The 26083-nt window shown below is 35.7% G+C and carries 21 protein-coding genes; 11 read left to right on the top strand and 10 right to left on the bottom strand.

Going from position 1 to position 26083, the window contains the following annotated elements; all coding sequences use genetic code 11:
• Positions 1-4: 4 nt before the first annotated feature.
• A complete protein-coding gene (locus tag G5B32_RS07095; RefSeq protein WP_165290847.1) occupies positions 5-1264 on the bottom strand; it encodes a dicarboxylate/amino acid:cation symporter in 1260 nt (419 codons plus the stop codon).
• Positions 1265-1627: 363 nt separating this feature from the next.
• Between G5B32_RS07095 and G5B32_RS07090 the strand changes: the two genes are divergently transcribed.
• Positions 1628-2542 carry a PfkB family carbohydrate kinase gene (locus G5B32_RS07090; RefSeq protein WP_165290846.1) on the top strand — a complete coding sequence of 305 codons (915 nt, stop codon included), beginning with the start codon at positions 1628-1630 and terminating at the stop codon, positions 2540-2542.
• Between the two features lie 33 nt (positions 2543-2575).
• Here the strand turns inward: G5B32_RS07090 and G5B32_RS07085 are convergent, their stop codons facing one another.
• The 3 genes from G5B32_RS07085 to murB form a co-directional block, all read right to left on the bottom strand.
• On the bottom strand, positions 2576-2818 hold the full coding sequence (locus G5B32_RS07085) for a cytochrome b5 domain-containing protein (protein ID WP_165290845.1): 243 nt from the start codon (positions 2816-2818) through the stop codon (positions 2576-2578).
• A gap of 18 nt (positions 2819-2836) precedes the next feature.
• Positions 2837-3343, bottom strand: a complete 507-nt coding sequence (locus tag G5B32_RS07080; protein WP_165290844.1) for an RNA polymerase sigma factor — start codon at positions 3341-3343, stop codon at positions 2837-2839.
• Between the two features lie 221 nt (positions 3344-3564).
• The gene (murB, locus tag G5B32_RS07075; protein WP_165290843.1) at positions 3565-4575 is read right to left on the bottom strand and encodes a UDP-N-acetylmuramate dehydrogenase; all 1011 of its coding nucleotides are present in this window, start codon (positions 4573-4575) and stop codon (positions 3565-3567) included.
• Between the two features lie 115 nt (positions 4576-4690).
• Here murB and G5B32_RS07070 point away from each other — a divergent pair, with 115 nt between their 5' ends.
• Positions 4691-5299 carry a TetR/AcrR family transcriptional regulator gene (locus G5B32_RS07070; RefSeq protein ID WP_165290842.1) on the top strand — a complete coding sequence of 203 codons (609 nt, stop codon included), beginning with the start codon at positions 4691-4693 and terminating at the stop codon, positions 5297-5299.
• On the opposite strand, the gene G5B32_RS07065 is transcribed toward G5B32_RS07070, so the two are convergent.
• The 5 genes from G5B32_RS07065 to G5B32_RS07045 form a co-directional block, all read right to left on the bottom strand.
• On the bottom strand, positions 5296-6267 hold the full coding sequence (locus G5B32_RS07065) for a YpdA family putative bacillithiol disulfide reductase (protein ID WP_165290841.1): 972 nt from the start codon (positions 6265-6267) through the stop codon (positions 5296-5298). The genes G5B32_RS07070 and G5B32_RS07065 overlap by 4 nt on opposite strands.
• 6 nt (positions 6268-6273) lie before the next feature.
• Positions 6274-8418, bottom strand: a complete 2145-nt coding sequence (locus tag G5B32_RS07060; RefSeq protein WP_165290840.1) for an FUSC family protein — start codon at positions 8416-8418, stop codon at positions 6274-6276.
• Between the two features lie 138 nt (positions 8419-8556).
• Positions 8557-9144, bottom strand: a complete 588-nt coding sequence (locus G5B32_RS07055) for a YceI family protein (protein WP_165290839.1) — start codon at positions 9142-9144, stop codon at positions 8557-8559.
• A gap of 96 nt (positions 9145-9240) precedes the next feature.
• Complete coding sequence (locus G5B32_RS07050; protein WP_165290838.1) at positions 9241-10359, bottom strand: MBL fold metallo-hydrolase; 1119 nt, start codon at positions 10357-10359, stop codon at positions 9241-9243.
• A 127-nt stretch (positions 10360-10486) separates the two neighbouring features.
• Positions 10487-11200 carry a FadR/GntR family transcriptional regulator gene (locus G5B32_RS07045; protein ID WP_223815389.1) on the bottom strand — a complete coding sequence of 238 codons (714 nt, stop codon included), beginning with the start codon at positions 11198-11200 and terminating at the stop codon, positions 10487-10489.
• A 151-nt stretch (positions 11201-11351) separates the two neighbouring features.
• Here G5B32_RS07045 and G5B32_RS07040 point away from each other — a divergent pair, with 151 nt between their 5' ends.
• The 6 genes from G5B32_RS07040 to G5B32_RS07015 are packed head-to-tail and all read left to right on the top strand — an operon-like array spanning position 11352 to position 19840.
• Positions 11352-12287: a dihydrodipicolinate synthase family protein gene (locus tag G5B32_RS07040; RefSeq protein ID WP_165290837.1), complete on the top strand. Its 936-nt coding sequence runs from the start codon at positions 11352-11354 to the stop codon at positions 12285-12287.
• A gap of 37 nt (positions 12288-12324) precedes the next feature.
• Positions 12325-13395: a kelch repeat-containing protein gene (locus tag G5B32_RS07035; RefSeq protein WP_165290836.1), complete on the top strand. Its 1071-nt coding sequence runs from the start codon at positions 12325-12327 to the stop codon at positions 13393-13395.
• 21 nt (positions 13396-13416) lie between these two features.
• On the top strand, positions 13417-14643 hold the full coding sequence (locus G5B32_RS07030) for an MFS transporter (protein WP_165290835.1): 1227 nt from the start codon (positions 13417-13419) through the stop codon (positions 14641-14643).
• Entirely contained in the window at positions 14627-16696 is a 2070-nt protein-coding gene (locus G5B32_RS07025) for a GDSL-type esterase/lipase family protein (RefSeq protein ID WP_165290834.1), read from the top strand. The genes G5B32_RS07030 and G5B32_RS07025 overlap by 17 nt, the downstream gene beginning before the upstream one ends.
• Positions 16697-16705: 9 nt before the next feature.
• Positions 16706-18667, top strand: a complete 1962-nt coding sequence (locus G5B32_RS07020) for a family 20 glycosylhydrolase (protein ID WP_206366821.1) — start codon at positions 16706-16708, stop codon at positions 18665-18667.
• 12 nt (positions 18668-18679) lie between these two features.
• Entirely contained in the window at positions 18680-19840 is a 1161-nt protein-coding gene (locus G5B32_RS07015) for a sialidase family protein (RefSeq protein ID WP_165290833.1), read from the top strand.
• A 69-nt stretch (positions 19841-19909) separates the two neighbouring features.
• Here the strand turns inward: G5B32_RS07015 and G5B32_RS07010 are convergent, their stop codons facing one another.
• On the bottom strand, positions 19910-21301 hold the full coding sequence (locus G5B32_RS07010; RefSeq protein ID WP_165290832.1) for an arginine decarboxylase: 1392 nt from the start codon (positions 21299-21301) through the stop codon (positions 19910-19912).
• Between the two features lie 108 nt (positions 21302-21409).
• Here G5B32_RS07010 and argS point away from each other — a divergent pair, with 108 nt between their 5' ends.
• The 3 genes from argS (at position 21410) to G5B32_RS06995 (ending at position 25832) form a co-directional block, all read left to right on the top strand.
• Positions 21410-23194, top strand: a complete 1785-nt coding sequence (gene argS / locus G5B32_RS07005) for an arginine--tRNA ligase (protein ID WP_165290831.1) — start codon at positions 21410-21412, stop codon at positions 23192-23194.
• Between the two features lie 111 nt (positions 23195-23305).
• Positions 23306-24388, top strand: a complete 1083-nt coding sequence (locus G5B32_RS07000; protein WP_165290830.1) for a Gfo/Idh/MocA family oxidoreductase — start codon at positions 23306-23308, stop codon at positions 24386-24388.
• Between the two features lie 250 nt (positions 24389-24638).
• Complete coding sequence (locus G5B32_RS06995) at positions 24639-25832, top strand: NAD(P)/FAD-dependent oxidoreductase (RefSeq protein WP_165290850.1); 1194 nt, start codon at positions 24639-24641, stop codon at positions 25830-25832.
• Positions 25833-26083: the final 251 nt, after the last annotated feature.

Raw genomic sequence — 26083 nt, 5'->3', positions numbered from 1 at the left:
TATGCTATAGCTTTGTTTTATTCATTAAGGTAGCTACCATTAAGTCACCGGTCACGTTTGTGGCAGTTCGTAGCATATCAAGTGGTCTATCAACTGCAAAAATTAAAGCTATACCCGCAGGATTTACACCTATTGATTCGAGGACTATAACCAACATCAAAATTCCTGCGCCCGGAACTGCAGCTGCACCAATAGAAGCTAAAGTGGCTGTGGCTACAATACTTAATTGTTGCGAGAAATTAAGATCATATCCCATTACCTGCGCTATAAATACCGCTGCAACGCCTTGATAAAGACAAGTCCCATCCATATTGATTGTAGCACCTATAGGCAGGACAAAACTCAATACATCCTTTCGTATCTTCAGATTCTCTTCTGCACATTCCATTGTCACGGGTAGGGTGGCTGCACTTGAACTTGTCGATATACCCAGAAGCTGTGCTGGTAGTATTGCTTTAAAATATTCTAACGGATTTTTTTTGCCAAATAGATATATAAATGATCCATAAATTAAATAAACCATGATTAAAAGGCCAAGGATAACAGTGACGGCATATATGCTTAAGGCTTTAAACATATCCGTAGAGGGAGCTTCGGCAATTAGTGTCACGATAAGAGCAAATACGCCGTATGGAGCAAATAGCATAATTATATCCACTATTTTCAATACGACATCGTTGGCTGCGTCAAGTACTTTTTTCAATGGTTCTATTTGAGTTAATGGAAGCATAATCATAGCAATACCAACTAATAGACTGAAAAAAATCACTTGGAGCATATTGCTATTAGAGGATGTCGCTGCAAATATATTTTCTGGAACAATGTTTACCAAAACTTGTAGCGGGCCTCTTCGTTCGTTTATTTTGTTGACTTCATCCACCTTCTGATTGATTTCACCTCCAAAAGACTGTAACATCTCTTGTCTTGTGTTGTCTGTAATGAAAGATCCAGGTTGGATTAGATTTACTAAAAGTAATCCGATACATACGGCAATTATGGTGGTGCTGATATATAATCCGAAAGTCTTTAGCCCCAAGCTTGACAATTGTGTAATATCTTTTAGATCTGAAATACCTTTTATCAGCGATACAATAATAAGAGGGATTGCAATCAGTTTTAATAGATTTATGAATATAGTACCGAATGGTTTTATCCAGTCTAAAACAAATTCTTTGCCTTCATTAAATTGTATCGATAATACGCCAAAGAATATTCCTAGTAAAATTCCAATTAATATTTGCCAATGTAGTGCTAGTTTTCTCATAAATTTTTGTTTATATGATGGGCATATGCGTTTATAACTTAAATATCTTTTAGTAGAGGGATTGGACCTGAAGCCCATATTGAAACAACAAGATAAAGTTATTGTTCTTTAATAACAAAGAAATCAGAAGAAACTTAAATAATACTCGAAAGCGTTTACTTATTTGCATTGACTCAAATACTTTATATCTTGGGTAATACATATTAAATGATTAATTTTGCACCTTGATTTATAAAATCCTAGTAGTTATCTACTATAGCTCAAGTGAGCAGCTGTGAGGATGACGGGGGACGATTCCAAAGATTGGAGCAGTTATTTTCGGTTATTGCCGATATGGTATTACACTATTCATAAAAAAATAAAATGAGTTTAGTTATTGTGGGGACAGTTGCCTTTGATGCGATAGAGACACCTTTTGGTAGAACTGATAAAATAGTTGGAGGTGCTGCTACTTTCGCTGGCTTATCGGCTTCTAATCTTTATGATGATGTGAAATTGGTGAGTGTAGTGGGAGAGGATTTTGGGAATAATATGGATATTATTCAATCCAAAGGAATCGATATCGAGGGAATAGAGGTGGTAAAAGGGGGTAAATCCTTCTTTTGGTCAGGAAAATACCACAATGATATGAACTCACGTGATACTTTAATCACGGAATTAAATGTTCTAGAAGATTTTGATCCTAAAATCCCTAGTTCCTATCAAGATTGCGAATATTTATTGTTAGGTAATCTGACTCCTCAAGTGCAATTAATTACTTTAGAACGTTTGGAAAAGAAACCAAAATTAGTGGTTTTGGATACGATGAACTTTTGGATGGATGTAGCTTTGGAAGATTTGAAAAAAGTCTTGCAACGAGTGGATGTTTTGACTATTAATGATGCGGAAGCACGTCAGCTTTCTGGTGAATATTCTTTGGTAAAAGCTTCTGAAAAGATTTTGAACATGGGGCCCAAATACTTGATCATCAAGAAAGGTGAACATGGTGCATTGCTTTTCGGTGAAGGTCAGATTTTTTCTGCACCTGCATTGCCTTTAGCAGATGTATTTGATCCTACAGGTGCCGGTGATACTTTTGCGGGTGGTTTTATAGGTTATATGGCAAAAGTGAAATCGATTAATTTTAATAACATGAAAAATGCTATTATCTATGGATCAGCTATGGCGTCTTTCTGCGTAGAAAAATTCGGTACGGAGCGCTTACAAAATCTTACACAAGAAGAGATTGCTGCTCGTTTACAACAGTTTGTTGCTTTATCAAAGTTTGAAATTGCGTAATTGTATTTATATACAAAAAAATAGGCAGATTGGTTATCCAGTTCTCCCTATTTTTTTGAATCTTTCGAAGACAGATTCTGAATGTGGCGCATCTGCTAACTCTTCTGTCAGATCTTGTCCTGCCCAATGCTCATAATGCATGCCTTTTTTCCATAATCTGCTTTCGGAGACATCATAAATATATCCTTTAAACCCAACCCATATTTCGGGTTTATCCTGTCCATTTCGTAAAGCTAATTGTGATTTCGTGTATACGGTTAAGTTATCATCGCTCATCTTACAAATGTACAAATATTAGTACTTGTAAGTAGATAATGTCTTTTTCATTACTTTACGTGCAACATGAATTCTGGTTTTTACTGTTCCTATAGGAATGTTCAAATGTTCGGATATTTCATGATATTTATATCCTTCAAAATACATCGTAAAGGGTGTATAGTAATCTTCTGCTAATGATGAAAGTGCGCAGTTAATGTCTTCTAATACGAACTTGTTTTCTCCTTGATTTTTAGTCGCAGAATGGACAAGATTTACTGGAGAAATTTCTTCTTCTTTCGTAATAAAGCTATTTGACTTCGTAATACGACGGTAGTTGTTTATAAAGGTGTTTTTCATAATGGTATACAACCAACCTTTAAGATTCGTTCCATCCCTGAAGTTTTTGAAATAAGTGACAGCCTTTAGCAGCGTGTCTTGGACTAGGTCATTTGCATCATCACTATCTTTCGTAAAATTTCTTGCATACGATCTTAATGAATCTGAATGTTCTATCACCAAAGTGTTAAATTCTGTTCTGTTCATAGCCTTGAGGTTTGTAATTAAAAAAAAGTAGCCTTCAGATTTATAAAAAGAATACTACGGTTAATAAAAACCTTACAAACACTGTGCTAGAATTTTATCGCTTTTTATTAAATTTTTGTTAATAATAAATAAAAAATATTAAAAAACGTATTTTTGCTACTGAGAATAGCATTTTTTAAATTTTAATTAAAAAAAGTTTTTAAGAATTGTTGAAAACTTTTTTATAAAATATTTACTTCTCTTTCCAATTCTATACCGAAAATATCAAAAACCGAATCAATTATTTCTTGTGACACTTGAAAAATTTCTTTACCTGTAGCGTTTCCTTTATTTGTTATTACCAACGCTTGATTTTTCCAAATTGCAACATTGCCTATTTCTTTTCCTTTCCATCCCGCTTGTTCAATTAGCCAACCAGCAGCCACTTTGCTGTGTTGCTCATCTATAGAATATTTAACAATATTTGGAAATGATTGTTTTAACTCATTTAATTGGGAATTAGAAATAATTGGATTTTTGAAAAAACTACCTGCATTCCCAATAGTACTTGGATCTGGAAGTTTTTCTACACGAATAAAAGATACAACCTCTGCTACATCCTTCATCGTAGGATTATTGATACCTCGTTTTGCTAATTCAGATTCAATAGCGCCGTAAGAAGTATTTCTTACAGAATGAAGGTTTAATTTGTAGGTTACAGATACAATGATATATCGACCCTTGTATTTACTTTTGAATATGCTATCACGATAGGAGAAGCCGCATTCTTTGTTTGTGAATGTTTTGAATTCTCCTGTCAAAGTATCAAAAGCTCTACAAGTATACATGACATCCATCAGTTCAGTTCCATAAGCACCGATATTTTGGATTGGTGATGCACCTACTGTACCAGGGATCAACGCCATGTTTTCTAAACCAGGGAAACCATGATCGACACAATACCATACTAGATCATTCCATATTTCACCACCTGCTGCAGTAATATATATATTATTCCCCTCAATAAAATGTTGAATTCCTTTATTTGAAATTTTAATTATTGTACCTTCGAAATCGGTTGTAAACAACACGTTACTTCCTCCTCCAAGGACAAAAAATCTATTTTGGAAAATACCAGAATTATATAATTCTATAAGCTGTCTTTCGTCTTGTATTTCAACAAATTGATTCGCTATTGCTTGTACACCGAAAGTATTGTACTCTTTTAAAAAAATATTTTTCTGTAGTTCCACGTTATTGAATTTGATCTTTTGCTGAATATTAATGAATTTATGTAGTATATTTAAATTCTTTAGTTCGCTGTAAAGATAGTATAAGCGGATGAATACCTAAAAATTTTATTTGAATATGGCTAATAATGCAGATGAAAAGAGAGTAAGAATTTTAGAAACCGCTAAAAGACGTTTTGCTCATTATGGTATGGCAAAGACAACTATGGCGGAGATTGCGAAGGACTTATCTTTTTCTAAAGCATTATTGTATTATTATTTTCCAGATAAAAATAGTCTTTATGCTGCTGTTCTTGAACATGTTATCGAAGAGTGTCAAGTGTTGATAGAAAACTCTATTTCGAACATGATAAATGTATTGGATGGAGTCAATTCTGTATTGGACATCAGCATGAATTTCAAAAAGAAATATTTCTATTTGTTGGAATATACCATCATTATGCGCAAAGAACTTCCTACAGAATTGGATAAATTAATAATTGATTCGTTCGAAAGTCAGCGTAAAACTGTAGAACAAGTTTTCCAAAAAGGCGTGGATTCTGGAGAATTGAAACCGATAGATGTGGAAGATACGGCACGCATTTTTGTCTTTGGTACTTTAGGTATGCGTATGTCTGTATTGAAAGACTTCAAAAATGATTTTATTCCAGACAAATGTGAATTTGATGAAATTCTGGCTATGCAGAAAAAGTTGGCTGAAATTTTTGTCGCTGGACTTAGAGCTTAATTCTTCGAAAGAATGGAATCCATAATCATTTTTGCGTGAATACGTGAATTTTCGATGAACCATAGGTGTGTATTTAATCCACCACAAACTACCCCCGCTAGATATAGTCCTTCAATATTTGTTTCCATTGTCTCAGGATTGTGTTCGGGAATCATACATTCTTCATCGGGAACATTAATGCTGAATTTTCTCAATAATTCGAAATTAGGTCTATAACCTGTTAATGCAAGCACGAAATCATTGGGAATAGTCACATCACCTTTTGGGGTACTGATTACCACTTCATTTTGTCGGATTGCTGACAAATTACTTTCAAAATACACATCAATAGAGCCTTCGGAGATTCTATTTAAAATATCTGGCCTTACCCAATATTTGACACGGTGACTGATATCAGTTCCACGAACAACTAATGTAACTTTTGCACCTTTACGATATGTTTCAAGAGCCGCATCTATGGAAGAATTGCTCGCTCCAACCACTACTACATTCATTCCTGCATAGTAGTGCGGATCCTTATAATAATGACTTACCTTTGGTAGATTTTCGCCAGGTATATTTAAGTACATAGGGATATCATAAAAACCTGTTGCAACAATTACATGCTTAGCAATGTACTGTGCTTTTGAAGTTTTAATTTCAAAAACGCCCTCGTTTTTATTACAAGCTAATACTTCTTCGAAAAGGCAAGTATTCAATTTATATTTATCATGTACGCGACGGTAATATTCTAAAGCTTCAGCTCTTTTGGGTTTGGGATTTGTTGTCACAAAAGGGATTTCTTCTATTTCAAGGCGTTCCGAGGAAGAAAAGAAAGTCATATTGATTGGATAATTGTACAAAGAATTAACGAGACACCCCTTTTCAATAATTAAATGCGATAGATTATTATTTTTCGCAGCAATACCACAAGCAATTCCAATTGGTCCAGCACCTATAATTATTACGTCGTAAATACTATTATCCATTTTATGTTAAATTTCTTTAGAAGCTAATGTAGCTACATTCTTTTGCAAATCTCCAGAAATTTTGGTCAAAAATTGTAATTGTTCGGTAATTAATAAGGTATCATCATTTGATAATTCTGAAAAATTTTTGTCCAATGATTTGATAAAATCTACAGGAGAAGAATCAGCGGTAGAAATCTCTTCTATTGCTATTTGAAGATAGGTCAGGGATTTCAGCAATAATTTGATATGTTCTTTGGTGTAATACTTGTTTTCTGTATTATAAATTTGTGTCAAAAGGGTAGCTGTATAAGACGAAAAAATGTGGTTTAGAATCACAAAGCGGTTAACTTCTTTGGTGTGTTTTTGGCGCCATTTAGGTTCTGTCAACAAGCGCTGGAAAGTAGAACCCATATTGGCAGATGCAATGTATACTTCTTTACGTGCCAATTTGTAATCAATGATAGAAACTTTCTTGTCCGCTAATATCAATACAGCTTGCGCTAGGTATTTATAATTTGCAACAAGTAAGTGGCGCATATTGCTTTTAATCTGGAAACTTTCCCAATTCGGAAATATTACATAACTCGATAAAAAGGCAATAGAACCGCCAATAAATGTGTCTAACACTCTTTCTTTTGCCATCTCTAAAGTGTTTACGCCCGAAAAGCTCAGCATGATCAGCACATAAGGTGTCATAAAAATGACCGCCATGATGTAATTGACACGGAAAAGACTATACGCAATCAAAAAGAAAAAGATGAGTATAGCAAAGCGTATAGTCACATCCGGAACGGTTATTAAGATAATACCCCCGATAATACCTCCAATAATAGTTCCAATAAGGCGTTGCAAATTCCTTTCTTTAGTCAATCCAAAACCAGGTTTTAAAATCACTAAAATTGTCAATAGAATCCAATACGTCGTAAAGCTGGAATAATTGAAAATATTAAATAGGAAATAGGTGCCAGATAATACAATAGCCATTCGTAGGGCATGCCTAAAGACACTGGATTGCAGACTTAAATTGTCTTTAAAATTCTGCCAATTCAGAATATCTCTATTGATAAACTTGTTTGACTGTTGGATTTCTTCTTTCGTAATATCGTCAGCTTTGAAAGCTACATATTTATAAATATTTTGAATGTGCTTGGTAATCGTGCGAATATTGATTACAATTTTTTTTAGTGGAATGGAATTAACATTTTGCTGTGCATCATATTCCTCGATAAGGATTCTTAATTTATCAATCTCTTTTTCGAAATCATATAACGGTATAGGACGCTTGTTCGCATGCATCTTATAGGCAAAATTGTCCAATTCATGCGCCATTTTATCAATGATAATTTTAATTTCTTCCAAAATGCCTGACATCGCATATTTAGTTCGAATCTCGGTATAATCATAATGCGTGGTCATACTTTGCTCAAACAAATCGACCATTTCATTAAAGATTAAGGTCAGATAACGACCTTCTTTTGTCGTGTCTTTGATGGATCTTTTACTTTGAAATAATATATCACGTACATTTTCTTGGTGCTCGTTGACACTTATTTGCTTTTCAATGAGTTTGAGGTAATTTTCCTCTGCATCTTTATTTAGGTCGTAAAAATTAGCTTTTAATCGTAAATAATCTCCTACATGCACAATAGTCTCGGAAAGTTCTTGTTGAGCTAATCGATAGGGGCGAACTTGCATTAATGAAAAGCTGATTAGCATATACCATACCGCACCAATGATGAATAGTCCCAAATAATTCATCTCTTCTTGAAAGGTGAATTTTGCATCGATGTTAATCAGCATTATCAGAATTCCCATCATTCCCACAGTAGCGGCTCGTGCATTGAATACAGAAAGCATAGAACAGAGGAAAGAAAATCCTGCAATCACTAAGGTCATGATGAAAATATAATCATTAGCCAATGCGGTAACAACTATCGCAAATATGGAGACGAGGGTGCAATAGAACATTCCCCACTTGCGGTGTCTAGGTGCTCCAGGCGTATCGGATAATCCAACTATTAATGCTCCTAAAGAAATAAAAGTTCCCATTAGAAATTCACCTAAGAAAGCACACACTATCACTGGAATAATAGTTCCTAGCGTAATGCGAAGACCTTCAGCGAAGTATTGACTATAAAAAAAACTGCTTAATTCTTGTGTTTTTTTCATGAGGAATCAGATGGAAATTCAATTGTTTTATTTCTCGCACAATTTACCGTTTTCTTTTTGCAGCAAGAAATAATATTAAAGCAAAAAGCCATTGCAATAGAGTGCAATGGCCATTTTATATTATTGTAGTGTGTGTGTTTAGTTCTTTACCACTTCGACATTTATAGTAATCTGTACTTCAGGAGCTACAGCAAATACGCCAGTTGGCAATTTGTCTGCATAGTTAATTCCGTAGTCAAATCTATTAATAGAAGTTGTCGCTGTAAAGCCTGCTCTTGTTTTTCCCCAAGGGTCAGTGATGATACCATTATTTTGAACAACATTAAACGTTACTTTTTTCGTTACTTCGCGAATTGTCAAATCTCCAGTTAGTGTGTATTTTCCATCATTACCTTTTAGTGTGGCATTTGCTAATTTCATAGTAGGGAATTTAGCCGCGCTAAAAAAATCATCCGACTTGAGGTGATTGTCACGCATTTCGACACGTGTATCAATACTATTCACATCAATGCTGAAGTTGATTTTTGCATTGTTGAAATCAGTAGCTGTAGCAGATTCTACATTTCCTTCTAAGGTTTTGAATTGTCCATCTACGAAAGCTATTCCCAAGTGTTTTACTTCAAAACGCGCGTTTGTATGGGCTGGATCTACAGACCATTTGACTTGCGCTACTGCAATGTTAGTAAAAGCTATAAAAGCTGCTAGAATGTTAAATAATGTTTTCATATGTTTCTTATTTAAGCACAAAGTTGACTAATTAAGTTAGTTGAAAACTTAATCTATATTAAGAAATACAAATAATCTGGTGGTTTAGTTTTTTATTTAATCAATTCCTTCCCACCAATTCGGAAGTTTAACATAATTATCTAACGACACTACTTGTCCAATTTTTGGCGTAACGATAGGGTAGTTGTTTTCTTCAGCAGCTTTAGCTACACGAATCAATGAATCATCCCATTCATGCATGGCTAAAGCGAATTTAGACGAGTGAACGGGCATAGTATATTTTGCTTTCAATTCATTGGCTGCTGTAATGACCTCTTCTGGCATCATATGAATGTATTTCCACATTTGATTATATTGTCCATTTTCAAGAATAGCATAATCAAATGGTCCATATTGTTCGCCGATTTCCTTAAAATGTTTGCCATATCCACTGTCTCCGCCAATATAGATTTTCTTAGTGATAGAGTGTAATATAAAAGAAGACCACAAAGTGGTATTACGGGTGAATGTACGACCCGAAAAATGGCGTGCAGTGGCTGATGTAAATTTAAATCCATCAACGTAAGCCTCTTCTCCCCAATAGAGTTCTGTGATTTTTTCGGTCGGAAAGCCCCATTTTTCAAGATGCGCTGCCACACCTAATCCCGTCACAATATGTTTTACTCTTTGTTGAATAGCTTTCAAAGTATTATAATCTAAATGGTCCCAATGATCATGTGTGATTACTAAAATATCAATTTCGGGCATATCCTCAGGTTGATAAACATATTCCATCGGAAAAGCTTTCGCACTAATACGAACGGGAGAGGCATATTCACTTAATACAGGGTCTACAAGAATCTTTTTCCCATCCAATTGCAGCAAATAAGATGAATGTCCAAACCATACATACAAATTGCTATCAATAGGAAGATTTTTAAGATCAGTTTTTATTACAGGAAGAGGATTGGAAGGGCTATTTCTAACTTTTTTCTCAAAAAAGAACTTACGAAGCATTTTGCTGTAGGAAGCATCTTCTGCTAAAGCTGGCGTATTTTCAAGATTATCGAATGCGCCATTTTTATAATTGGGTGATTTTTGCATTCGCTCAAGTCTAGCTCCTGCAGCATTGATGCCAAAACGATCCGAGCGCATATATAACATTCCTCCAATTAAAGTAATTAGAAGAATAACCAATAAAATTTGCATAGTTTTTTTGAAGATTTTTCTTGCCATAATTTTTTCTAAAATACTGCTATTTATTTAATTAGAAAGTCATATTACGGTAGTTCAAAAGCTCCTGAAATGAAGGGGAAATGTAGAAAAAAATCAAAGCCATGAAACTATTCATGGCTTTGATTTTTTAATTTAAAATACGAGCAAAATGGTTGTTTAGGTGAGTTCGGATTGCTTTTCTATAAGCATCAGCATCTCGTAGTTTAAGAATGTCAACTAATTCTTTGTGCGAGATAAATTCTCCTTCCATAATGGGTTTGTCCAGGATGCCGGACTGGTGTACATATTGAAAAATAGGAATCAGAAGCTCCTGAAGTTCGAGTAACATGCTATTGCCTGAAATCTCATAGAGTTTTCCGTGAAACTTCTTTTCATCTTCAATACTCCAAGGCAGGGCTGCATCTCCAGAAACAATTTCTTCTGTGATGGATTCCAGCTCCTTTATATCTTCTTCGGTAATATTATTAATGATAAAATCCGCAATTCCCACTTCTAGGGCAAGACGTAATTCGAATAAATCCTTTAATGTACCCTCATCTAACAAAGAAGGATGAAATATTTTTTTGAAAGAACGCAATACATCTGGATTGGTCAGGACCGCACCTTTATGCTTTTTAGATTCAATAAGACCTATACTTTTTAATCGCAATAATGCTTCACGAATGACAGTTCTACTTACACCCAATTTTTCAGTTAGTTCCAATTCCTTTGGAAGACTATCACCAATTTTGAGTTTATTAATCTTTATATATTCTATAATAGATTTTTCCGCTTTGTCTACTAAACTGGAGGTGTCAATATAACTAAACACTGCCATGGACTCATTTAAAGCCTCGTTCATATTAGTTTATAATTTTATATCGACAAATATAGTAAATGAAATTAATATTTGCGTTTGTTATTTGTGTTATGTCTAACATATTTGGAAAATGAATATTAATTTACTACATTTGTTATGTCATACATAATGATACTTATCCGAAAACTAAATTATGAATTATAAGAAAATTGATGGCTTAATAGCTGCTCCCTTCACACCTTTTGACGAAACGGGTGAACTTAATCTAGATATCATTCCAGCATATTATCAATTATTGAAAACTAACCGCGTGAAAGGTGCTTTTATATGTGGTTCTACTGGTGAAGGAGTTTCTTTGACTTTTGCGGAGAAAGTAGAAGTGCTTAAAGCCTGGAGAACAATCACTAAAGAAGATCCAGATTTTGCATTGATCATGTTTTTAGGCGGAACTAATATAAAAGAATGTAAAGAATTGGCAAAGATTTCGGAAGAAGTAGGAGCCGATGCTATTTCTTTCACTTCACCTTTTTATTTCAAGCCAGCTGATGTAGTTCAATTAGCTAAATGCTGTAAGGAAATTGCTGCAGTTGCTCCTCGTACCGCTTTCTATTACTATCATATTCCCGTGTTAACGGGAGGGAATTATTCGATGTATGATTTGTTGCAGGAAATAGACGGTAAAATCCCAACTTTCTCAGGTATTAAATATACACATGAAGATTTTATGGATTTCTTATCGTGCATGAATTACCAAAATGGTAAATACAATATGTTGTGGGGAAGGGATGAAAATATGTTATCTTCTCTAGTTTTAGGTTGTAAAGGTGCTGTAGGTAGTACCTATAATTATGCTGCGCCCTTATATCATGATTTGATTCAAGCCTATCAACAAGGTGATTTGGATAAAGCGAATGTCTTGCAACAAAAATCAATTGATATGATTCGCTTACTTGGTAAATATGGAGGAATCGCGACAGGGAAAGCCTATATGAAATTAGTAGAAATGGATTGTGGAGAGTTTAGATTACCCGTTTCCAATATGAGTAGCGATTCTTTCGAAAAATTCAAACAAGATGTCGCATCTTTAGGTTTTGAAAACTTCAAATCTACCTTAAATGTATGTGTCTAAAATTTTTCTTTTCAGTATAGTTTTATCCTCTTGTTCTATGTCTGAACCCGAATTGAAAATAGATTGGTCTGTTGGTGGAATACTTCCAGCAACTGGCGAGAGGTATCATCCTGGTGTAGCAGGACCAGTTTCGGGGATTGCTGAAGATGTATTAGTAGTTGCTGGTGGCGCTAATTTTCCGAATGGTATGCCTTGGGAGGGAGGAGCGAAGCAGTACACTAAAGAGTCATACCATTATTCCATAGCTAATACTCATTTGAAATTAAAGCAGACTGAAGTATTCGAAGATAGTTTAGCTTATAGTGCTAATGTCACTGTTGGGAAGGTATTTTATTCTATAGGTGGTGAAAGAATGGGGCAAGCCACAGCTGATGTATTCTGTTATTTAATGAAAGGTAATAAATTGCATCGTAAAGCTTTATCCTTTTTACCAGAAGCTTTGACGAATGGTGCTGCCACGCAGGTTGGAGATTATATTTATTTTGTAGGTGGAGAGAATGCTGATAAAGTTTCCGATAAAATATATCGATTAAATATTAAATCTTCAAAGTATGCCAATTGGGAGGAATATGCGAGCTTACCTTATGCAGTATCACATGCTGTGGTGGTAAGTGATGGAGATTCTCGTATTTATATTGCAGGAGGGCGCAAGCGTAATTTGAATTCAAAAAGTAAAATTTATAATGCGTTGTATGAATTACAAATTGAAACAAATAAAATTACGAATGTAGACACATTACCAGAAGCGATAGCGGCAGGCGTTGGTGTTTTTTATAAAGGAAATATCATTCTTATTGGTGGGGATAATGCAAAAACATTTCATAGGGTAGAAGAACTTATTGGTGCTATTAATTTAGAAGTGGATGAAACTAAAAAAGCTGATTTAATACGTAAAAAAAATGCAATTCAAAGTTCGCATCCCGGATTTGTACATGATGTTTGGATTTATGATATAAAAACCAAAAGTTGGAAAAAAACGGATCCTATCAAAGGTGCAAGTCCTGTAACTACTACTGCTATTTTGAAGGATGATTTGATAATTATACCAAGTGGAGAAATAAGGGCTGGAGTACGGACGGATCAAATCTTAATCGGCAAAATAAAATAACCTATAACCAACATCTAAATTATGAAAAACAGCAAAATATATCCTTGGATCGTAGTAGGTCTATTGTGGTTTGTTGCCTTGTTGAATTACATGGATAGGCAAATATTATCCACGATGCGTCCTGCGATGGCTTTGGATATTAAATCTTTAGAAAGTGCTGCGATATTTGGGAATCTAATGGCTATTTTCCTTTGGATATATGGTTGTATGAGCCCTATAGCTGGGATATTGGCGGATAAGATAAATCGTAAATGGTTAATCATTTCGAGTTTATTTGTATGGTCTGGAGTCACACTAACTATGGGCTATGCTACCTCGTATGAGCAATTGTACTTTTTGCGCGCTGTGATGGGAGTTAGTGAAGCTATTTATATTCCAGCAGCACTTTCATTGATAGCTGATTATCATTCGGACAAGACGCGGTCTTTGGCTGTGGGAATACATATGACAGGATTATACTTTGGTCAGGCATTGGGCGGCTTTGGCGCCACCGTTGCGTCGAGTTTATCGTGGCAGAATACATTCATTATTTTCGGGTTTATAGGAATAGCCTATGCTTTAATCTTAAGTTTTACTTTATTTGAAACAACAGAAAGAGCTCAGCCTGTAAAAGAATTCCAAGAGAGGGTTCCAATTTTCAAAGGTATAACTGTTCTTTTTGGAAATATTGCCTTTTGGGTAATCCTATTATATTTCGCTGTGCCAAGTTTACCAGGTTGGGCAACTAAAAACTGGCTCCCTACTTTGTTTGCTGAAAATCTAAATATTCCCATGGAAAAGGCTGGTCCACTGTCTACCATTACTATCGCATTTTCTTCTTTGCTAGGTGTAATTTTTGGTGGTATTATTTCGGATAAATGGGTTCAAAAAAATATAAAAGGGCGCGTTTATACTAGTGCCATTGGTTTAGCTTTGACTATTCCTGCAGTCATTTTGATTGGATATGGTAGTACTATTTATGCGATTGTAGGTGCGGGATTAATCTTTGGATTTGGATTTGGAATGTTTGACGCGAACAATATGCCTATTCTTTGTCAATTTGTAACTTCTAAATATCGCGCTACGGCTTATGGTATTATGAATATGGTGGGTGTATTTGCAGGTGCTTATATTACCAATTTATTAGGAGCTTCTGCAGATAAAGGCGACTTGGGGACAGATTTTGCACTATTAGCTATTATTGTGTTGATGGTATTAATAATTCAATTAGCAGTTTTAAGACCAAAATATAATGAAAAACCTGTTTAAGAGTTTCTCTTTTATATGTCTATTATTTATCGTCTTGCAAGTTTCTGCAAAGAAGCGAGTAGCATGTATTGGAGATTCGGTTACCAAAGGATATGGAATTCAAGACTCGAGTAAAAGTTATCCTTCGCAATTACAACAATTATTGGGGGATGAATTTGTGGTAGGAAATTTTGGGCATTCAGGAGCCACGTTATTACGAAAGGGGCATAATCCTTATCACAAAACACAAGCTTATAAAGATGCTTTAGCCTTTAAGCCGGATATAATTGTCGTTGCTTTAGGTTTGAATGATACAGATCCTAGGAATTGGCCTAATTACAAGAATGAATTTTTGGGGGATTATAGCAATTTAATTGATGATTTTAAGAAAGTAAATCCCCAATTAGAAGTATTCGTCTGTAAGATGACTCCGATCTTTAGTGGTCATCGTCGTTTCTTGTCAGGCACGAGAGATTGGTTTGATCAGATACAAACATTGATTCCTGGAATTGCGATAGCTAATTGCGCAAAGCTGATAGATAATCATGCAATTCTAGCATCACGGATTGATTTATTTGATGATTACTTACATCCCAATGCAAGGGGAGCAGAATTGCTTGCGAAGAATGTTTCTTTGTATTTAAACCCTATTACACAGCCGTTATCTTTACATGAGACTTTGGGGAATCATATGGTGTTTCAACGCCATGTTGTGAATAAATTAAAAGGTAAATCTTCAGCAGGTCAAAAAATCCATGTTAAGTTTAATTCGAAAACCTTTACTACTATAGCTAGTGATTTAGGGAATTGGGAAGTTGAAATTCCTGCACAGTCTGCAGGCGGTCCCTATACCATTGATATAACTGCTTCAAAGGAAATAATAAGTTTAAGTGATGTGTTATTTGGGGATGTATATTTGTCATCAGGTCAGTCTAATATGGTTTTTCATTTGCGTGCAGCTTTAAGAGCTGATACTATAATACATCAAACAGACTCAATTGAAAAAATCAGAATTTTTAAGAATAAAAATTTAGTTGAAACTTATAATACAACATGGGATTCCCACACTTTGGATAAAGTAAACGAGTTGGAATATTTCATTGGACAGTGGCAAAAATCTACTCAAGAATCCGTAGCAGAATTCTCAGCAATAGCGTATATGACAGCTGTAGAATTGTACAAATCGCAAGGTGTTCCTATTGGTATCATTGATATTTCAGTCGGAGGTTCGAATACTGAATCATGGATTCCTAGAACAGTTTTAGAACACGATAACCTGTTAGCGACATACATTCATACTTGGAAAGCTTCGGACTTCGTCCAAGATTTTTGTCGTGAGCGTGGGGCGAAAAATATTGCACAATCTGTAGTAAAACATCAGCGTCATCCATATGATCCTTCTTACAATTTCGAGGCAGGCTTGTCAAAATGGCTGGATACGAAGGTGAAAGGTATATTGTGGTATCAAGGTGAAAGCAATGCACATAATATTGAACATCATGAATATGTTTTCAAGGTTATGGTCGATTCTTGGCGAAAAGCTTTTAAAGCAGACCTACCTTTCTATTTTGTTCAATTATCAAGTATCAATAGACCTTCTTGGCCAGATTTTAGAGATTCGCAACGCAGATTGTCTAATGCTATTCCCCATGTATACATGGCAGTATCTTCGGATGTCGGACATCCTACTGATGTACATCCTATGAATAAGTTAATTGTGGGGAAGAGGTTGGCTGATTTGATCAGACAACATAGTTATAAGGAAAATATTATTGCTGATTCTCCTCAACCAATTACTTACAAAAAAGATAAGAATAAGCTTGTTGTAGAATTTAATAACTGTAAGAGTTTAAGAACAATCGATGGTAAGTCCATTTCTGAACTTCAATATGTCACGTACATGGGGGAAATAGTAGAAGTGAACCATGCTAAAATAGAACAAAACTGCATTGTCATTCCCATAGATTCTCGCTTGATTAAATATATACAATATGGATATAAACCTTATAGTGAGGGAAATTTAATTAGCGATTCGGGAGTACCTGTTTCTACATTTAGTTTAAAAATCGATTAAGATAGAATTATGATATTAAGAATGATTTATTTCATTATCGCTTTGTTTATTTTGCATACGCCAATATGGTGTTTGAGTCAAGAGAATATTATTCCTAAGCCTATAAAAGCGGAATGGGCTGAGGGAAAATTAGACCTGAGTAAAGGTGTTTATATCAATGACGCTAATATAAATTTAGCGAATGAATATAAGCTTTTAACTTCTATTCTTAATGATTGGGGCATTAAGATTGTTCAAAAAAGAAAAGGAATTCCTGCTATCAATCTTGCTATTTCAACTCAACAAATAGGAAAGGAAGATGCGTATAATCTTTTGATTAATAGTAAAGAAATAAAAATAACATCACATTCACCAAGAGGAATTTTCTATGGTTTACAAACATTGCGACAATTTTCTGTTGACCATAAGAAAATTCAGTTTGCTAATATTCAAGATGAACCTGCTTTTTCGTGGAGAGCTTATTTAATCGATGTAGGACGAAATTTCCAACCAATGGAAATGATTAAAGAGCAAATCGATGTGATGGCCCAATACAAATTGAATGTATTGCATTTTCACTTTACGGAAGATATTGCTTGGCGTTTGCAAAGTGATAAATATCCAGGTTTAACAGATGCTTCTGTGATGACGCGTTGGAAAGGACAATATTATACGAAGCAAGATTTTAAAGAGTTAATCCAATATTGTAAGGAGCGACATATCACGTTGCTGCCTGAAATTGATATGCCGGGACACAGTGCGGCATTCAAACGATTCTTTGGTGTTGACATGCAATCCGAAGAAGGGATTAAATATATTAAAGAACTTTTAGCTGAATTCAGACAGAATTTTCCTGAATTGGAAATCTTTCACATCGGTGGGGATGAAGTAAAAATTACAAACAAAAACATTATGCCTGAGATAACTCGATTTGTTGAACAATTGGGTTATAAAAAGACGATAGGCTGGGATCCGGGTAGTAATTTAAAACCTCAAACTATTCGTCAGATGTGGATGGGCGGTCCAAGATTGATTGAAGAAAAAGGAGATTTGGTGTATATCGAATCCAAACATTTGTACATTAATCATATGGATCCGTTGGAAACGGTAACCACACTTTATCACCGACAAGTAGGTGAAGTGGATAAGGAACATAAAAACTTAATAGGTGCTACCTTATGTTCGTGGCCGGATAGAGCGGTTGCAAAACCTATAGACATGTTTTATCATAGTGCTATTTATCCAGCGCTCTTGACCTTTGCCGAGCGTATTTGGCAGGGTGGAGGTCGTGCAGGTTGGTTAGCCAATATCGTATCTTCTGATGATTCAGATTATACTGATTTTGTTGAATTTGAAAAGCGATTAATGCATCATAAAAAGCAATATTTCCAAGATAGACCATTCCCTTATGTTTCGCAAATAGGTATTAAATGGGAATTGATCGGTCCTTATGCGAATGAAGGAGATGTACATAAATCTTTTGAACCAGAACAAAACCCTTTTGATTCGAACTTAGAAGTTGATCAAAGTATTGAAGGAGGCACGGTGATATTGAAGCATTGGTTTGGGAATATTATTCAGACTGCTATTCAAAATCCAAAAGCTAATACGACGTATTACGCGCGAACAAAAATTTGGGCAGATAAAGATATGGTAAAACCTTTTTGGATTGGATTCAATAATCACTCTAGATCTTACTTGACGGATACACCAGAATTAGATACTTGGGATAATAAAGGCAGTCAAGCTTTTGTAAATGGTCAGCGTATTGCACCTCCTGTTTGGAAGCAAGCAGGACAGAAAGGTGAATTGGAAGTGCCGTTGCTTGATGAAGGGTATTCTTACCGAGAGCCAACGATGATTTCGTTGAAAAAAGGTTGCAATGAGGTGCTATTGAAATTGCCAGTAGCAGAGTTTAGAGGAAGAACTTGGGACAATCCTGCAAAATGGATGTTCACGTTTATTCCTGTTGAAGAAGAAATAAATAAATAAACACTAAATACTATGAAGAAACTATTTTTAAGTGTCTGTGCTATCACGGCTTCTTTTGTGCTGATGGCGCAGGATGTGACTGTTTTCAAATCTGGAGATGATGGCTATGCGAGTTATCGTATTCCAGCTATTGTGAAAGGAAAATCAGGAGATTTAATTGCTTTTTCGGAAGGCCGTGTGGATCATGCTGGCGATTTTGGAAATGTAGATATTGTATATAAGGTAAGTAAAGATGGCGGAAAGACTTGGGGCAAACTTCAAATTGCTGTCGATTATGACAAATTGCAAGCAGGTAATCCAGCTCCAGTAGTGGACTTGTTAGATCCAGCATATCCAAAAGGTAGAGTTTTCTTATTTTACAATACGGGAAATGACCACGAAGGAGATGTGCGCAAAGGGAAAGGCTTGCGAGAGGTATGGTACATCGTATCGAATGATGGTGGTCAATCTTGGTCTCAGCCTGTAAATATTACAGCACAAGTGCATAGGCCAAAGCAACCACAAATCAATCCTGAATACAACTTCAAAGAAGATTGGCGTACGTATGCTAATACGCCAGGACATGGTTTTCAGTTTGTGTCTGGACCAAACAAAGGAAGAATTTATATCGCAGGCAATCACAATGCTGGGGATCCACTTCCTGGAAATAAGGATTGGAATGCACATGCCTACTATTCGGATGACCATGGTAAAACTTTTAAGTTGAGTGAGAAAGTTCCTTTTGCCAGTACAAATGAATCTTTAGCGGCGCAAATAGGAGAGAATTCCGTGTATATGTCGTCTAGAAATCAATCTTACACCCCGAAAACACGTATCATTTCTATTTCTCATGATGGCGGTCAAACTTGGATTTCTTCAGCTCCTGATACTAATCTTCCTGATCCCATAAATCAAGCATCGGTATTATCATGGAAAAAAGGTAAGAAATTTATCCTGGCACACAGCAATGCCGCTGATGAAAATAAACGAGATAACTTGACTTTACGCTTATCCAAAGATCAAGGCAAAACCTGGCATTTTAACAAAGTAGTAGCGAAAAGTCCGGAGGGATATAAAGGAGGGGCATATGCTGCCTATAGCGATATAGTTTTATTGAAGAAGAATTCGATTGGCGTATTGTACGAAAAAGATGGGTATAAAGAAATTGTATTCGTACCTGTTGCGATTAAATAATTTAAATTCTCCATTAGTAATAAACAAAAAACGCTGTTCAGATTTTGAACAGCGTTTCTTTTATCTTTTCTATTGGTATCCCAATAGTTTCATTACTTGTTTGGAGTTTTGCTCTTCACCGAAAACTTCATAGTTGAAAGTTTCGTCTCTATTGCGACGTATCAATACGTGCTTAGGTGATGGCAACAAACAGTGGTGAATACCACCATAACCAGATAATACGTCTTGGTAAGCACCCGTATGGAAGAATCCTAGATATTGTACTTTACGAGTTTTAGGCATAAATACGGAGTTCATGTGTGCCTCTTGATTGTAATAATCTTGACCATCACATGTGATACCACCTAAGTTGACACGTTCATATTCCGAATCCCAGTTATTTATTGGCAACAAAATGTATTTTTGATTCAACGCCCAAACATCAGGTAAGTTGGTGATGAACGAACCATCAATCATAAACCATTTTTCACGGTCATTTTGTTGTTTACGGCCTAATACCTTGTATAAGATGCCTGAAGCTTCGGCCACGGTGTATTTACCAAATTCAGTAATGATATCTGGTTCCATTACTTCGTGGTGCGCACAGATTTGTTTGATGCGGTTTACGATTTCATTCACCATGTATTCATAGTCGAAATCATGAACCAATGAATCTTTGAAAGGCATACCTCCACCGATATCCAATGTATCCAAATCTGGATTGATTTTCTTGAATTTACAGTAAAGTGTTACGTATTTCTCCAACTCATTCCAGTAATATGGTGTATCCGAGATACCTGAGTTAATGAAGAAGTGCAATAATTTCACTTTGAAATTAGGGTTATCTGCAATTTTGTTATTGTAAAATTCAATAACATCTTCTTGACGAATACCTAAACGTGAAGTATAGAATTGAGAATCTGGTTGCTCTTCTGATGCAATACGAATACCCAAAGCACAAGGCTCTTCTAATTCGATTTCATCATCGTACAAGTTGAATTCTTCTTTATTATCCAATACTGGTATGATATTCTTGTATCCATCATGAATCATATCAATAATGTACTGCTTGTATTGATATGTTTTGAAACCATTACAGATGACAGTAATATCTTTAGTTACCGTACCTTGACGCTCCAAAGAATCAATCATCGGCATATCAAAGGCTGATGAAGTCTCTAAGTGGATATCATTTTTCAACGCTTCTTCTACAATATGTTTGAAGTGCGATGATTTCGTACAATAACAGTATTTATAAGACCCGCGATAGTTGTGTTTCAAAATTGCGGTTTGAAACAAGATTTTCGCTTGTTGTATTTTTTTACTGACAATAGGTAGGTAGGTAAAACGCAATGGCGTGCCATACGTCTCAATCATTTCCATCAAGTTCAAATCGTGGAAATACAATTCGTCGTCGATGATTTCGAATCCGTCTTGGGGAAAACCAACACTTAAGTCAAGAAATTCCTGATAGCTCTGCATTTTTTATTATTTTTGCAAAGATATACTTTCGAAATGAATACCTAAATACCTAGGGTGTTATTTTTCCTGTTCATTATCAGAAAGATAGAATTATTACGCAATATTTACATGGCTAATTCGATACAACAAACGCTAGTTGAACAAACTGTTGCCGCTGTCAAAGCGCTTTATGGTGCTGATATTCCAGAAACACAGATTTCTCTGCAAGAGACGAGAAAAGAATTTGAAGGTCAAATTACTATCGTTACTTTTCCAGTAACTCGTTTTTCGAAAAAATCACCAGAACAAACTGGTACAGAGATAGGGGAGTATTTACAACAAAATATAGATCCTATTTCGGCATTCAATGTGATAAAAGGATTCTTAAATATCTCTTTATCGGATACCTATTGGATTGCTTTATTGAATAATACAATCGTAGCTGAAAACTTTGGTAAGTTCCCAGCAAATGGTAAAAAGTTAATGGTGGAATATTCTTCGCCTAATACCAATAAACCCTTGCACTTAGGTCACATCCGCAACAACCTGTTAGGTTATTCGGTAGCGGAGATTTTGAAAGCTTATGGTTACGATATTATAAAGGCGAACTTGGTAAATGACCGTGGTATCCACATCTGTAAGTCTATGTTGGCTTGGCAGAAATTTGGTAATGGCGAAACACCCGAATCCTCAGGCTTGAAAGGTGACCATTTAGTAGGTAAATACTATGTGGTATTTGACAAAGAATACAAGAAAGAAATCGAAGCCTTAAAAGCAGAAGGACAAACAGAAGAGGAAGCAAAGAAAAATGCGCCTTTGATGTTGGAAACGCAAGAAATGTTGCGTCAATGGGAAGCAGGCAATAAAGAAGTTATTGCTTTGTGGACGATGATGAACGGTTGGGTGTATGCTGGTTTTGAGAAAACATATAACCAATTGGGCGTTAACTTTGATAAGTTTTATTATGAATCAAATACCTACTTACTAGGTAAAGATATTATCCAAGAAGGTCTTGACAAAGGTGTTTTCTTCAAGAAAGAAGACAACTCCGTGTGGATTGATTTGACGGATGAAGGTTTAGACCAAAAATTGGTTTTACGTGGTGATGGAACTTCGGTGTATATCACACAAGATTTAGGTACAGCACAATTGAAATACGATGAGTTCGGCATGGACGAATCAATCTACGTCGTAGGTAATGAGCAAGATTATCACTTCAAAGTGTTGTTTACTATTTTGAAAAAATTAGGTAAGTCTTGGGCTGAGGGTATGTTCCACTTGTCCTACGGTATGGTGGATTTACCATCAGGTAAGATGAAATCTCGTGAAGGAACAGTGGTGGATGCTGATGATTTGATGGCTGAAATGATTGAAACCGCTCAATCTCGTACGGAAGAATTAGGTAAAACAGAAGGATTTTCAGAAGAAGAGAAGTTAGAGTTATACAATACTATTGGTATGGGGGCTTTGAAATACTTCTTGTTGAAAGTTGACCCTAAGAAACGTCTATTGTTTGACCCGAATGAATCGGTGGATTTCCAAGGTCATACAGGTCCTTTTATTCAATATACGCACGCTCGTATCAAATCGGTATTACGCAAAGCGGAATTCACAACTGATGTTGCGGTAACTGTACCTGCAACAATATCTTCATACGAACGTGATTTGATTCAAGCTTTAGCTGAGTTCCCGAATGTAATCGAGGCTTCTGCAAAAGAATTTTCGCCAGCGCAATTAGCAAACTTTGCATACGAAGTCGCTAGATTATACAATAAATTCTATCACGAAGAGACAATCCTGAAAGCAGAAGATGCTAACGTGAAAACTTTCCGTTTACACTTATCGGCTTCAGCAGCGAAAGTAATCGCAGAATCTATGCGATTGTTAGGAATTCAAGTTCCGGATAGAATGTAATTCATTATTTCTAAATATACTTAGTGAAATAATCTAACCTATTTGGGTTAGATTATTTTTTTTGCGCTTATAGCTGACTATATTTGGCATCTTATATGTAACAATAAAATTATGAAAAGATATAAAGTAGGATTAATTGGTTTTTCAATTGGGGGACATGTTTTTCATGCGCCATTTATTGCAAGCAATCCAGATTTACAATTATATAAAGTAACAGCTCGTAAAGAGGAGCAACAAAAAATGTTAGCTGAGCGTTACCCTGATGCGATTGGGGGATTATCAGCTGATGATATTATTAATGATCCCGAAGTGGATATTGTAGTAGTAGCGACATCCAATGATGTGCACTACAGTCTGACAAAACAAGCTTTGGAAGCTGGTAAACATGTCATTGTAGAAAAGCCATTCACTAATACTACAACAGAAGCGGATGAGTTAATTGCATTAGCAAAAGAAAAGGGATTGTTACTCTCTGTTCATCATAATGCACGTTTTCATTCCGATTATAAAACGGTTAAACGTGTGTTAGCAGAAGGTCGATTGGGTCGAGTAGTGAGTTATGAAGCTCGATTTGACCGTTTCCGTAATTTTTTAAGACCAGGCGCGTGGCGCGAGCAAGCAGGTCCAGGATCAGGAATACATTACGATTTAGGTGCACATTTGATAGACCAAGCTTTGCAGTTATTTGGTCATCCCGAATCGGTGTTTGCCGATCTACGGGTACAGCGGGACGGTGCGGAAGCAATTGACGATTTCGAATATATCTTATCTTATCCAAGACTAAAAGTAACCTTAAAAGGTCAAATGCTAGCGAAAGAACCTACACCTCGATTTGCTATCTATGGTATGAATGGTTCTTTTGTAAAACGAGGTGTAGACCCTCAAGAGAATTTACTCCGTGCAGGTGTAAGACCAGAATCAAAGGCGGATTGGGGAGTAGAGCCAGCTGATATACAAGGTTCCTTGTCTTTGTTGGAAAATGGAAAAGATGTACAAGAATATGTATTAAGCGAAGTGGGTACAGGGCAGGATTTTTATAAGAATATAGTAGCTACTTTGCGTGGAGAAGAGGCTTTATATATCAAGCCAGAAGAAGCTCGAGATGTAATTCGTATTTTGGAGTTGGGTGATATTTCTTGGCGAGAAAAAAGAACTGTACCAGTTGAAGGTGAACTGATTTCTTCAAAATATTAGTTTATTAAAATCCCGGAGTTAGGTATACTTCGGGATTTTTGTTTTCATTCTCTATATCTTTTCATTTTTTCAAGCGAAAAGAAATATGGTTAGAGATCGAATAATAGACTTCTCCTTTCGTTGAAGTGACTGGGAACAATAACGTTTTTATTTTCTATTTCTAATTTCCTACTTCTAACTTTTTACTTATTATTAACTTGCCATATTTCCTAAGACGACCTATCTTTGGCATTCTAATAGAAAAATAGTGGTGAATTACGACGCAATAATAATTGGTGCGGGAGCTTGTGGATTGATGTGTGCTGCACAGGCAGGATTGTTGGGCAAGAAAACGTTAGTTCTCGAGCGCAATGAAAAGCCAGGTGCTAAGATTCTCATCTCAGGTGGAGGACGTTGTAATTATACCAATCTAGGCACTTCCGTAGAAAATTTCGTTTCTGAAAATCCAAAATTTTTAAATACTGTCTTTTCACAATGGACAGTAGAAGATACCATTCAGTTTTTTGAAAATTTTGGAGGTATTAAACCGCAAGAAAAGACATTAGGTCAACTTTTTCCAACAACGAATAAGGCTAAGGATATAGTCGCTACTTTTACCAAATTGCTTTTTGAAACAGGACAAGATTTATGGCTGAATGCATTGGTAAAAGCTGCTCGAAAAGTTGAAAGCGGCTATGAGCTCTCGATAGAACGGAATGGCAAAGAAGAAGTTTTGCAATCTAAGAAAGTAGTTTTTGCTTCAGGTGGTTTGCCTGTTCAAAAGTTAGGCGCTTCGGATTTTGCATTACGTGTAGCGCGTCAGTTTGAGTTGGAAATCGTACAAACTGCGCCTGCTTTGGTTCCGTTGACGATTACCGGAAAAGACGCAGACTGGTATGCTTCTTTATCAGGTAATTCCGTTTTTGCGCGTGTGTACAATGATAAGATTTCGTTTGAAGAGAATATTCTTTTCACACATTGGGGCTTGAGTGGACCTGCTGTTTTGCAGATTTCCTCATATTGGAGAGCTGGTGAAACTTTTACAATTGATTTGCTTCCAAAATTCAAATTAGAAGATGTCATTAAGCAAGAGCGCAACAGTGGCGGTAAGCGTTTGGTAGGGCAGATGCTAAACGATTACTTTACTAAAAAAATGGTCGATGCATTGGGTAAATTCTTGCCATTGGATATTAAAATTGCTTCGCTGAGTAAAGCTGATGCAAAGCTAATAGTCGAAACTATTCACAAATTCAAAGTCAAACCAGCTGGTGACAAAGGTTATGACAAGGCTGAGGTGATGCGTGGAGGTATTTCTACTTCAGAATTAAACCCTAAAACTTTGGAGTCAAAGAAAAATCCTGGTTTATATTTCGGTGGTGAAGCTGTTGACATTACAGGTTGGCTTGGTGGCTATAATTTCCAATGGGCTTGGGCGGCGGGATTCGCTATTGCGCAGGATATTTAAAAATATCATAGTTTATATCTAATATTATTCAAATCTTTTATGGGCTAATAAAAAGTTTTTGTATTTTGCAGTAGACTAATCATTCTTTTTGGGGAATATTAGGATATATTTGCTATGAAAACATTTTGATTATTGTAGATAATCGATTCAATCTAACCTTTTGTATTCTAGAGTTTTATTGTGAATGACCTGTGAAGTATTATTTGATAGTAGCTCGGATGGTTATTATTAGAATATTGTAGCAATACATA

The organism is Sphingobacterium sp. SGL-16 (assembly GCF_011043515.1).
Classification (GTDB): Bacteria; Bacteroidota; Bacteroidia; order Sphingobacteriales; family Sphingobacteriaceae; genus Sphingobacterium; species Sphingobacterium litopenaei.
This window is presented reverse-complemented; position numbering and strand designations above follow the sequence as displayed.